The sequence below is a fragment of the Aureibacter tunicatorum genome (assembly GCF_036492635.1).
Lineage (GTDB): Bacteria > Bacteroidota > Bacteroidia > Cytophagales > Cyclobacteriaceae > Aureibacter > Aureibacter tunicatorum.
Map to the genome: position 1 here is coordinate 3,044,383 of NZ_AP025305.1, position 11,921 is coordinate 3,056,303.

Annotated in this window: 7 protein-coding genes and 11 tRNA genes; 2 read left to right on the plus strand and 16 right to left on the minus strand. The window is 36.4% G+C overall.

Annotated elements, in window-relative coordinates; translation table 11 throughout:
* Window positions 1-144: 144 nt before the first annotated feature.
* From AABK36_RS12855 to rpsA, 14 genes are all read right to left on the minus strand, one after another.
* Window positions 145-2,400, minus strand: a complete 2,256-nt coding sequence (locus tag AABK36_RS12855) for an SPFH domain-containing protein (RefSeq protein ID WP_309938510.1) — start codon at window positions 2,398-2,400, stop codon at window positions 145-147.
* Window positions 2,401-2,441: 41 nt separating this feature from the next.
* Window positions 2,442-3,095, minus strand: a complete 654-nt coding sequence (locus AABK36_RS12860) for an OB-fold-containig protein (protein ID WP_309938509.1) — start codon at window positions 3,093-3,095, stop codon at window positions 2,442-2,444.
* A 363-nt stretch (window positions 3,096-3,458) separates the two neighbouring features.
* Window positions 3,459-3,532 (minus strand) — tRNA-Thr (locus tag AABK36_RS12865).
* A 16-nt stretch (window positions 3,533-3,548) separates the two neighbouring features.
* A tRNA-Cys gene (locus AABK36_RS12870) sits at window positions 3,549-3,622 on the minus strand.
* Between the two features lie 16 nt (window positions 3,623-3,638).
* Window positions 3,639-3,712, minus strand: a tRNA-Thr gene (locus tag AABK36_RS12875).
* A gap of 16 nt (window positions 3,713-3,728) precedes the next feature.
* Window positions 3,729-3,802 (minus strand) — tRNA-Cys (locus AABK36_RS12880).
* A 15-nt stretch (window positions 3,803-3,817) separates the two neighbouring features.
* Window positions 3,818-3,891, minus strand: a tRNA-Thr gene (locus AABK36_RS12885).
* 16 nt (window positions 3,892-3,907) lie between these two features.
* Window positions 3,908-3,981: transfer RNA gene (locus tag AABK36_RS12890), tRNA-Cys, on the minus strand.
* A gap of 16 nt (window positions 3,982-3,997) precedes the next feature.
* Window positions 3,998-4,071: transfer RNA gene (locus tag AABK36_RS12895), tRNA-Thr, on the minus strand.
* 16 nt (window positions 4,072-4,087) lie between these two features.
* Window positions 4,088-4,161: transfer RNA gene (locus tag AABK36_RS12900), tRNA-Cys, on the minus strand.
* 16 nt (window positions 4,162-4,177) lie between these two features.
* A tRNA-Thr gene (locus AABK36_RS12905) sits at window positions 4,178-4,251 on the minus strand.
* A gap of 16 nt (window positions 4,252-4,267) precedes the next feature.
* Window positions 4,268-4,341, minus strand: a tRNA-Cys gene (locus AABK36_RS12910).
* A gap of 16 nt (window positions 4,342-4,357) precedes the next feature.
* Window positions 4,358-4,431 (minus strand) — tRNA-Thr (locus tag AABK36_RS12915).
* 132 nt (window positions 4,432-4,563) lie between these two features.
* A complete protein-coding gene (gene rpsA / locus AABK36_RS12920) occupies window positions 4,564-6,339 on the minus strand; it encodes a 30S ribosomal protein S1 (RefSeq protein ID WP_309938508.1) in 1,776 nt (591 codons plus the stop codon).
* A gap of 409 nt (window positions 6,340-6,748) precedes the next feature.
* Between rpsA and dnaA the strand changes: the two genes are divergently transcribed.
* Together dnaA and AABK36_RS12930 are read left to right on the plus strand one after the other, a co-directional pair.
* A complete protein-coding gene (gene dnaA, locus AABK36_RS12925) occupies window positions 6,749-8,182 on the plus strand; it encodes a chromosomal replication initiator protein DnaA (protein ID WP_309938507.1) in 1,434 nt (477 codons plus the stop codon).
* 335 nt (window positions 8,183-8,517) lie between these two features.
* Complete coding sequence (locus tag AABK36_RS12930) at window positions 8,518-10,440, plus strand: cache domain-containing protein (protein ID WP_309938506.1); 1,923 nt, start codon at window positions 8,518-8,520, stop codon at window positions 10,438-10,440.
* 37 nt (window positions 10,441-10,477) lie between these two features.
* Here AABK36_RS12930 and AABK36_RS12935 read toward each other — a convergent pair whose 3' ends face one another.
* Both AABK36_RS12935 and AABK36_RS12940 read right to left on the minus strand, forming a co-directional pair.
* Window positions 10,478-11,452 (minus strand): polyprenyl synthetase family protein, encoded by a 975-nt coding sequence (locus AABK36_RS12935; RefSeq protein WP_309939178.1) that lies wholly within the window; start codon window positions 11,450-11,452, stop codon window positions 10,478-10,480.
* Between the two features lie 135 nt (window positions 11,453-11,587).
* Window positions 11,588-11,743, minus strand: a complete 156-nt coding sequence (locus AABK36_RS12940) for a hypothetical protein (protein ID WP_309938505.1) — start codon at window positions 11,741-11,743, stop codon at window positions 11,588-11,590.
* Window positions 11,744-11,921 lie beyond the last annotated feature (178 nt).

The window sequence follows — 11,921 nt, forward strand, 5'->3', positions numbered from 1 at the left end:
AATTATAGAAGCGGAACCCAAGTTTTGAATCCCTTGATAAAAATTGATTTTATAGCAAACTCCACAATGAATATAGCCTAAAAAATAATAGAGTTGCTTTGAGAAAGAATGGGGCAATCATTGTAATAATTGCCCCATCATTTATTAATTCAAACCTAAGCTTGCCGGAGTCTTTTCCTCAACTCCCATCACTTTCGATAGTTGTTGAAGATTTTTAAGCATGTTTAACGAGCCTTCATCTTCCGCCTGTTGCGTTAACTTGAATAATAATGCTGAAATTGATAGATTTCTTAAATCCTCAGAACTTACGCCAAATTGATCAATAAAATCTTTGAAGTTTTCTTTAAAATGATTTCCATCTTTACCATTAAAGAAAGTGTCTTTAACTTCCGTTAAAACAGTACTATTATCCAAAGCTTTATCAACTGCTTTTCCTGTTGTAATAGCGCTTGTAAGCTTATCAAAGAACATTGACTCTCCACCTACTATATCGATATTCGAAGACTTAAGCGCTTCAGCCAATACAGATGCTTGAGAAGCCGCAACTTCCTTACCAGCCAATATACGAGCCATTTCGATTTCCTTAGCTTGCTCAAGACGCAATCTAAACTCTTCATGCGCAACACTTGATGGATCAAGAACTTTCATTGCATCAGCTTTCTGACGTATACCTTCCGCCTCAGCAGTAAGCTTTTCTGTCATAATTTTAGCTTCCACAAGGCCTTGCTTCTCATTAGCGGATGCTTGCGTCTCTATCACTTCAGCTTGAGCTAAACCTTTTTGTCTTTCCACATCAGCTGCCACGGCTCCAACTTGCTTATCAGCCTCTGCCTGAGCAGCTCCTTTCACTTCTATCCCCTTAGCGTCTGCTATTGCTATCGCTTCAGTTCCTTTAGCCTCTGCTATCGCCGTTGCTTCCACTCCTTTAGCTTCAGCCAATGCTTTTGATTCTACAGCCAATGCTTCCGCAGCAGCTTCTTTTTCTCTCGCCTCTGCCTTAGCTTCCATCACTTGAGCCTCAGCCATACCTATAGCCGCTGCTTCAGACGCTGATGCTTCCGCCAATGTCTTAGTTGCTTCAGCTTCATGAACAGCCGCTACTTCCCTACTCTTAGCATCTATCTGAATTTTTTCACCTTCAAGTTTCGATGCTTCTTTAGCAGCCTCTGCTTCCTTGATTTTCTTTACGAGAGCAGCTTCAGCATCCCTTTCAGCATTAGTCAAAGCCACTGCCTTGCTTCTTTCCGCTTCCGCATAAGCTTGCGTGTCTTTGATCTTCTCCTGTTCTTCAACAACAGCCTTTTCTACAGATACTCTTTCTCTAATTACATCTTGAATATTCTTTTGCTCTTGTTCTATAGCTCTTTGCTTTTCAATACGAGCAAGCTCTACAATTCTTTCCTTCTCCGTAGCTTCCAACAATTGAGCTTGTTGAACCCTTTCATTTTCCACTGCTTCGGTTCTCTCTTTGTTTTTTTCTGCTACTACAACTTCGCGCATTCTATTCTCTTCAGCGATTTGAATTTGCTCTTCGGTAGCTATTCTTGCTTTTTCTGCTTTCAGGCGTTCCTCTTCTCTGATTCTGTCCACCTCGGCATGTTCTCTAGCTTTAAGCGACTCAATTTCTCTTCTTTGCCTTTCCTCAGCTTCGACTCTTTGTTTATCAAGATTCAAAATAGTCTCTCGAGCCTCAACATCCTGCTGCTTTATTGTCTTTTCTTTTTCTCTCTCCACTTCATTGGATTGAATCTTTTGCGTAGATGTCAATGCAATAATCTTTTTGATACCTTCCGCATCCAAAATGTTATTCTCATCCAAATCCCTTACTGGAGTTTGTTCTAGAAAATCAATCGCACAGTCCTCAAGCTTATAACCATTCAAATCCGTACCGATAATATTTACAATAGCTTGATTAAATTCTTTACGTGAAGTATAAAGCTGAACAAATTCAAATTGCTTACCAACCGTTTTTAAAGCCTCAGCAAACTTCGGTTCATATAATTGTCTTAATGTCTCAGGGTCTGAAGCTCTGTCGCAACCAATTGACTTTGCTACTTCAGCAACCTTATCAACATTCACTCTCACAAAAAATGTCACCTTAATATCCGCTCTCATGTTGTCCTTACAGATCAAGCCTTCTGAGCCTGTACGCGAGATAGTGATTGTCTTCACACGAATATCCATTTTCTCCAACCTATGAATAACAGGCACTGAAAACAAGCCCGATGAAGATACTTTAGGTTTTGTATCAGCACCTCCTAAACCACCCGTTCTAACTAAAACTTCTCCTTGAGCGGCCTTATTATACATTTTAACTAAAACAGCAGCAATAAAAAGTAGAACAAAGGCTACTCCGCTAATTATCACGAATACCATTGATTCATATAATGATTCTAACATAGGTTATTTTTTAAATAGTTAAATATTCGATTATAAAAAAGTTATACATTTAAATGTAGTGTCTCTACATAATAAAAATCTTGATCTTCCACATGCTCAATGATCACAGCTTGATCTCCTTCAGAAATATGTTTTCCTTGAAGCGCTTTAACATTCAACCGGACCTTGTCTCCAGCCCATTCCATCTCAGCTTGACTTAAAAGATCTCCTTTAGCATCATATAAGACAGTACAAGTTTTTCCTTCAAAGTTGGTATCGATAGTACCATCCAAGCCTTCCCATAATTTAGCGACTGGAATACAAGCGTATTTTGCAAAAAACAACGAGACAAAAATAATAGGCAATAATAAAATCAAGCCTAGCCAAAATGATTCTATACCCAATAAATGATTAATCAATATCGACATTACCCACATTGGGAATACGACAAAAAAAAGATAAATCATAATAGGCATTCTGCCTATATTGAAATAAGAAAGAAATCCTGATACTCCGCTCAAGCCGCCCTCAGCATCAGCATCAACATCAGCATCCATATCTATGTCAGCATCAGCATCAACGTCTAAATCAAAGTCAATGGTATCAAAATCAATCAAACCCATAAAGGCGATCATACCATACATCAACACAAAAACCAACAAAAAAGTAGGGATAATATTAGCTCCCTTCACCGCTTCCTGTAATAGTTCAATCATACGCTCATATTATTAGATATAATTCAAAATTCAATCAAATCACATTAAACATTACGCTAATAAAAATAGAAATGTTACAAAAAATAGAACAATAAAATTATTTATCTGATTTTTTGAATCAAAAACACTTATAAAGCATTAATTAATGAAAAATGAATATTAATAAACAAATCTAGTTAATCTTTTAGATTATATTATAAATAACCTATGAAAAAATTTAACTCAAAAAGTAAATCATGTAAATCTTTTATTTAAGTTTCAAATAAAATGAAAAACTGCCTTTACATGATATTAAATTAGCAAATGAAAATTTATAGACAAAAAAAAGCGCTAATAAAATACAATATTTTATTAGCGCTTATGAGCCTCCAGTCGGATTCGAACCAACGACCTACTGATTACAAGTCAGTTGCTCTGGCCAGCTGAGCTATGGAGGCGATAATAATTATTACTTGGAGGTCTCGAGCGGATTCGAACCGCTGTAAATGGTTTTGCAGACCACTGCCTAGCCACTCGGCCACGAGACCTTATCTCTATATTTTGAGCCTCCAGTCGGATTCGAACCAACGACCTACTGATTACAAGTCAGTTGCTCTGGCCAGCTGAGCTATGGAGGCGATAATAATTATTATTTGGAGGTCTCGAGCGGATTCGAACCGCTGTAAATGGTTTTGCAGACCACTGCCTAGCCACTCGGCCACGAGACCTTATATCTAAATTAGAGCCTCCAGTCGGATTCGAACCAACGACCTACTGATTACAAGTCAGTTGCTCTGGCCAGCTGAGCTATGGAGGCGATAATAATTATTACTTGGAGGTCTCGAGCGGATTCGAACCGCTGTAAATGGTTTTGCAGACCACTGCCTAGCCACTCGGCCACGAGACCTTATCTCTATATTTTGAGCCTCCAGTCGGATTCGAACCAACGACCTACTGATTACAAGTCAGTTGCTCTGGCCAGCTGAGCTATGGAGGCGATAATAATTATTATTTGGAGGTCTCGAGCGGATTCGAACCGCTGTAAATGGTTTTGCAGACCACTGCCTAGCCACTCGGCCACGAGACCTTATCTCTAAATATTGAGCCTCCAGTCGGATTCGAACCAACGACCTACTGATTACAAGTCAGTTGCTCTGGCCAGCTGAGCTATGGAGGCGATAATAATTATTACTTGGAGGTCTCGAGCGGATTCGAACCGCTGTAAATGGTTTTGCAGACCACTGCCTAGCCACTCGGCCACGAGACCTTATCTCTATATTTTGAGCCTCCAGTCGGATTCGAACCAACGACCTACTGATTACAAGTCAGTTGCTCTGGCCAGCTGAGCTATGGAGGCGATTAGATTTCACACACCCTTCGTTCAAAGGGAATGCAAAAGTAGGAATTGCTTTATTAATTCCAAAGCTTTGACAAAAAAAAAGCACCCTAAAGGTGCTTTTTAATTATTTTCAATGAAAAGTCCAATCAATTATTTAGACTCGCCATCATTTTCCATTTTTTGCTTCAACGCTGTCAATGCATCAAGATCCCCTAGAGTATCTTTCTCTACATCAGCAGCAGTTTTGTTAGCAGCAGCTTTCTTCTTAGGAGCCTTCTTCTTCACTTCAACTTCATCCTCTTGGTATGTAGCTGTGTGAGAAAGAACGATTCTCTTCTCATCCTTGTTGAATTCAACAACTTTGAAATCCAATGCTTCACCAACACCTGCTTGCCCGCCTTCTTCTTTGTTCAACGTCTTAGTCAAAGCAAATCCTTCGATGCCATATGGCAACTCAAGAACAGCTCCTTTATCGTTTTTACTCAAGATTGTAGCTTTATGAACAGATCCTCTTGTGAAGATAGACTCGAAAGTATCCCAAGGATTTTCTTCAAGTTGCTTATGCCCTAGAGCAAGTCTTCTGTTTTCAACATCCAACTCCAACACTTGAACATCCAAGTTCTCTCCTACTTTCACAAACTCTGACGGATGCTTGATCTTCTTAGTCCAAGACAAATCAGAAACGTGAACTAGACCGTCGATACCTTCTTCAAGCTCGATGAACAAACCGAAGTTAGTCAAGTTTCTAACAACACCTTGGTGCTTAGTACCAACAGCATACTTAGTCAATACATCACCTTTAGTCCAAGGATCTTCAGTCAATTGCTTGATACCTAGTGACATTTTTCTTTCGTCACGGTCTAAAGTAAGAACAACTGCTTCAAGCGCATCACCTATCTTGATGAAATCTTGTGGATTTCTCAAGTGCTGCGACCAAGACATTTCAGAAACGTGAATCAATCCTTCAACACCTGGCATGATTTCCAAGAAAGCACCGTAATCAGCAACATTAACAATCTTACCTGTTACTTTAGAACCAACTTGAAGATCTTCTGGAAGTGAATCCCATGGATGAGGAGTCAATTGCTTCATACCTAGAGAAATTCTCTTCTTTTGATCATCAAAATCAAGAACTACAACGTTCACTTTTTGATCCAACTGAAGAACTTCTTCTGGATGATTGATTCTTCCCCAAGAAATATCAGTGATGTGCAATAGACCATCAACACCACCAAGATCGATAAACACACCGAAATTAGTCATATTCTTGATAACACCTTCAAGAACTTGACCTTTCTCAAGGTTATTAAGAATCTCTGCTTTTTGCTTCTCAAGATCTTTCTCGATAAGAACTTTGTGAGAAACTACAACGTTATCGTTAGTGTAGTTAATCTTAACTACCTTAACTTCCATTTTCTTACCAACAAATACATCAAAGTCTCTGATTGGCTTAACATCGATTTGAGAACCTGGCAAGAATGCTTCAACACCGTAGATATCCACGATAAGACCACCTTTAGTTCTTCTTTTAACAACTCCTTCGATTACAGAGTCATTATCAAGAGCTCCTTGGATTTGCTCCCAAGCTTTAACGATCTTAGCTTTTCTTCTTGACAATACCAATTGTCCTTGAGCGTTCTCTTGCTCTTCGATGTAAACTTCCACTTCGTCACCGATCTTCAAATCAGGAAGATCACGGAATTCAGTTGAAGAAACTAGACCGTCGGATTTGAAACCAATGTTCAAAACAACATCACGATCATTGATTGCAACTACCGTTGCTTTTACTACTTCTTTCTCTTCGATTTGAGAAAGTGTAGCTTCGTACATTTTTTCTAATTCTTCTCTGTTTTCAGATGAATAAGAATCGCCGAAACCACCTTGTTCTAGTTCATCCCAGTTAAAATCTTCTGGTGAATTTGCCATAATATTAAGGCTCTAAACATACAGTCAAGTGCGAGCCAACCACTTAACCCATTAATTAAACATTTTCGGGAAGCCCCGAACCGCTCACTCGAACGATGCGCAAAGGTAATAAGTTTTTGAAACACAATCAAATAGACTTATTAATAAAATCAACTTTTCAGTAAATGATTCTATAAAATCACAGCAAGTTTGTAAGCTTATGCCCAAAATCATTTAAAAAAATGACCTACCACTGTTTGTCAAGAAAAAAATATGGTTTAATTTAGCGGTTCTGAGCCGTTAGCATACGGCTAGTCAAATAAAAGTGAAAGTCAAGAACAAAAATGCTTTTTAGTTATTTATTTTTTTTTCACTTTTGTAATCCTTTGCTTAAGCATTAGGATATAAATTTAATCGCAAGAATTGACACATGCAGCACAACGACTGTCATAATGTATGGAGTAATTGTTTGGCCATTATAAAGGAAAACGTTAATGATCAAAGTTTTAAGACTTGGTTCATGCCCATCAAGCCATTGCAGCTTGTTGAAAACGTTTTGACTATACAGGTCCCAAGCCAATTCTTCTACGAATATCTGGAAGAGCATTATGTGTATCTTCTAAGAGCCGCTATCGACCATGTATTGGGCAAAAGCGGGCGATTGGAATATTCTGTTGTCGTAGACAATGGTTTTGAAGGTAATCAGCCATACACTGTAAACCTACCCAATAAATCGAACAGAAACGGAGACGGCAATGGCCTTAACCTTAAAGGTAGTGACTACTCAAGTCCTTTCGAGCTAAAGTCAGTCGAAGATTCTGTAAGAGACTCCCATCTAAATGATCAGTACACATTCGAAAATTATATCGAAGGCGACTGCAACAGACTTGCGAGATCTGCAGGATTTGCTGTAGCTCAAAAGCCGGGAATTACTTCTTTCAACCCATTAATGGTATATGGAGGAGTTGGTCTTGGCAAAACTCATTTAGTTCAAGCCATTGGGAACGAGATAAGAAACAATATTGAATTGGGAAATAAATTCATTCTATATGTTTCTTCCGAAAAGTTCACCAATCAATTCATCGAAGCTCTTAAAAGCAACAGACTCCAACAATTTCAGAACTTCTACCTTCAAGTAGATGTGCTTATTTTGGATGACGTGCAATTCTTAGCTGGCAAAGAAAAAACGCAGGAGATGTTTTTTCATATCTTCAATCACTTGCACCAAAATGGCAAGCAAATCATTATGACCAGCGATTGCCCTCCTAAAGACCTTAAAGGCCTTCAGGAAAGATTGCTTTCAAGATTTAAATGGGGCTTAACAGCGGATCTTCAAACTCCGGATTTTGAAACCCGTATAGCCATCATCGAAAGAAAAATGCAAGCGGATGGCATACATGTACCAAAGAATGTCATTGAATACCTTGCTTATACAATAGATACAAACATCAGAGAACTTGAAGGTGTATTGATATCCTTAATCGCTCAAGCCTCTTTGGTAAGAAAAGATATTGATCTTGAATTAGCTAAATCCACTTTAAAGCATATTGTTGAAGATGTGGACACTGAAATGAGCATAGACTATATTCAAGAAGTTGTTTCTGAATATTATAATCTGAGCCCTAAAGACCTTAAAGCCAAATCAAGAAAAAAAGAATATGTAATAGCAAGACAAATAGCTATGTACTTTTCCAAAGAACTCACTCAACATTCTCTTAAATCTATTGGCTACCATTTTGGCGGAAGAGATCATAGCACAGTCATACATGCAGTACAATCTGTTAATGACATGTTATCTAGCGGATCTAAACACAAAGGAGAAATTCAAGAAATAGAGAAAAAGCTTAAAGTAAAAGTTTCATAACATTCAAGAGAGAGCCTTAGGCTCTCTTTTTTTTATTTCAATTTTTAAAGAATATCCCCCTCATTATTCAACTCCATCGCAACACGTAATAATACAAACAATAGGGAATAAATCAATTAATCCCCTTGACAGACTCAGCACACACATCTTTTATTAAATTTAATTTTGATTAAGTTCAATTTTAACACATCGATTAATATTCCTACCTAATTGCAGTATAAAAGCAATACTATATACCCATAGTTATTAGGCATATAATTAACATTTTTTTATACTATTTTAGCGAAATAAAAGCTTTAAACAATTATTTTTTCAAAAAGGAATATTATAAACTCATGTTTAAAAAAAAGACGTTTACTTTAAACTCTCTTAAAGGAAGGATTTTACTCAACAGCATTGTCATAATTATTTTCGCCTTAGGACTCACAAATGGGATTAATTACTACAACTCAAATAAATTAATAGAAGAAATAATTACGAAGAATACCATTCCCGCCCATATCGAAAAATCCACCTTATATCTCAAGGTAGTATTTATGAATATCAACAATTTTGTTGAATCATCGCTAGCCAATAACATTTTAATTACTCATTGGATTGAAAATGACAATAAAGATATCAACATCATAAAGAATCATTTAAACAGATCCAAACGATTTGATGAAAATATATTAGACATTGGTATAATAACTACCCAAGGCAAAGTGCATACATATATGCACCCAAACGATAGCATGAACAACCTATCCTATAAGTTCCCATGGTTCAATCAATTTCTTAAATCTCCTCATGACAATTACTTATACAAAGACTCTGATGGAGATCAAGGGGCCGTTATTGGAGTCAAAAAAATATATAGTGAAAACAATCAATTATTAGGAGTAGCCTTCAGCACCTGCGATCTTGATCAAATGATCAATTATATCACTTCCAAAAAGCTTGGGCAAAAAGGAAAAAGTTATCTGATCAATAACTCAGGAAACATTATTATTTCTAATAACAACAATGATTATAATAGAAGCATTTTTGATTATTCAGGCCTAAATAAAGATTTATTAAAACTTTCCGACATACCTGAATCTGGCTCTAAAATTAATTATAACGATGGTGATGACGAAAGGCAATTGAATATAACGCCTATTCATTTATCCGACTGGATGTTTGTCATGGACTTTTCCAAAACAGAACAACTAAAGCCGTTAAAAGACAGCCTAAAAAGCACAATATTAGTATCCTTTATATGCTTTATCATATCATTGGTAATTGTTAATATTGGAGTTAAAAAACTAGACAACTATATTCAAAGGCTAGTCAAAAAGGCAAAAAGCATTAGCCAAGGAGACTTCAAAAATGACATTTCATTACAAAGCTTTATCCTCGAATTTCAAGCGATTGAAAAATCATTCAGTAGAATGGAAGACGCATTGATTAAGGCTACTAAATTCGCTCAAAATATAGGAAAAAACGAACTCGAAACTGAGTTCAAGGCATCTGGAGAGAAAGATCTTCTTAGTAAATCATTGCTTGAGATGCGTGACTCTTTAATTGACTTTCAGAATAAAGAAAATAAAAGAATTTGGATCACTGAAGGCATATCATTGTTTAACGAGATCACAAGAAATGAAAGGGAAGACCTTACTTCTTTAGGAGATGCAATAGTTAAATCTCTAGTAAAGTACACTAATGCAAATCAAGCAGGGTTATTCATAACTAATATTAATATCAAAGGAGAAAAAGAACTAATACTTGCCTCTACTTATGCATATAACAGAAAAAAACACTTGCAAAAAAGTGTAAAACCTGGCGAATCACTAGTCGGACAATGCTATTTAGAAAAAGAACCTATTTATCTTAATGAAATTCCTGAAGATTACATAAACATCACTTCAGGACTTGGCACTTCAAACCCTAAAAGCATATATCTGACTCCTATGATTTATGATAATCAAGTTGTAGGAATTATCGAAATCGCATCATTCGCTACTTTTGAAAAATATCACAAAGAACTCATAGACAATGTAGCTCAAATTGTCGCATCTTCAATTTCCACAATCCAGATAAATAAAAACACCCAAAAACTGCTTGAGGAAACAAACCTGCAAACACAAGAGCTTAGAGAACAAGAAGAAGAAATGCGTCAAAATTTAGAAGAATTAATGGCCTCTAGGGAAGAAATAAATAGGCAAGAAAAAGAGTATTTATTAAAAATAAACCGCTTGGAAGAAAAGATAAAAGAATTAGAAGCAGAGGCTAAGTAACGATACCTATAATAAAAATAGTCCATATGTTAATGGACTATTTTTTTCTTAATATTGTATAATCAACCAACCCCTTAAGCGCTTTTTTATATTCCGAGTCATCAAATTCATTTAAAATACTTAAAGCTTCAGAATAAAACTCTTTCATTTTATTTTCAGCGTAATCCAAACCACCTGATTTTCTCACAAATTCTATGACTTCTTTCACTTTCTCCGGCTTATGACTCTTGTTTTTTATTGTGTAAAGCACTTTTCTTCTTGTAAGCCAATCAGAATTCCTCAAGGCATGAATCAAAGGAAGTGTCATTTTCTTTTCTTTAATATCTATCCCCAACGGCTTACCTACTTCGTCATGTCCAAAATCAAACAAATCATCTTTGATCTGAAATGCCATACCGACTTTCTCGCCAAACAACCTCATTTTTTCCACAACTTCCGGACTTGCTCCTGAACTACAAGCGCCTACAGAGCAACAAGATGCAATTAATGATGCTGTCTTTTGCCTTATCACTTCATAATAAACCTCTTCAGTAATATCAAGTTTTCTGGCTTTTTCAATTTGAAGCAACTCTCCTTCACTCATTTCTTTGACGGCTGTCGAAACAATTTTCAACAAATCAAAATCTCCATGATCAACAGAAAGCAACAAGCCTCTTGACAAAAGATAATCTCCTACTAGCACAGCTATTTTGTTCTTCCAAAGAGCATTCACAGAAAAAAATCCACGTCTATAATTCGCCTCATCAACTACGTCATCATGAACCAAAGTAGCTGTATGCAACAATTCTATCAATGCAGCACCTCTATAAGACTTTTCTGAAATACTTCCCGTAGTCCCTGCAGTCAAAAAAACAAACATGGGTCTCATTTGCTTTCCTTTTCTTTTGATTATGTAAGACATTATCTTATCCAAAAGAAAAACCTTGCTTTTAACCGACCCTCTAAAATGCGTCTCAAAAGCTACCATTTCATCTTGAATGGGTGCTTTTATATCTTTAATTTCCATTGTCATGCCTATCGTAAAATTAAGCACAACTAATCGGGTTTCAAAAACTTTCCGCCTAATAATTAAAAAGTACAAGACAATGACAAGCATTGCATAAGTACCCTGATTATTCTTATGTAGAATTTATGTTCAAATTTTGAATTAATTAAGATCGAAAAGATTTTCTCTCTTGTTATCCCCTCTCAAAAGCAATATTTTGCAAACCTCTGTATTTCTTTTTCTGATAAGCTTATCTCGCTCATTGATCAAGTCCATTATCGCGGAATTTTTCTCAACCCACCCCATGGACTTGTCCATATATATAACATTTAGCTTTTTTAAAAAAATATCTTTGCTTATAATCTTTTCTGTCATCATTTGCATACGTTATTGTAGTAATATCAATCCCTGTCGGATCAAAAAGTTTAAAAATAAATAACTATAAAGTCACATGTAGCTAAAATGGTTATGCCGCAATTTTCAATCCAAAACAATA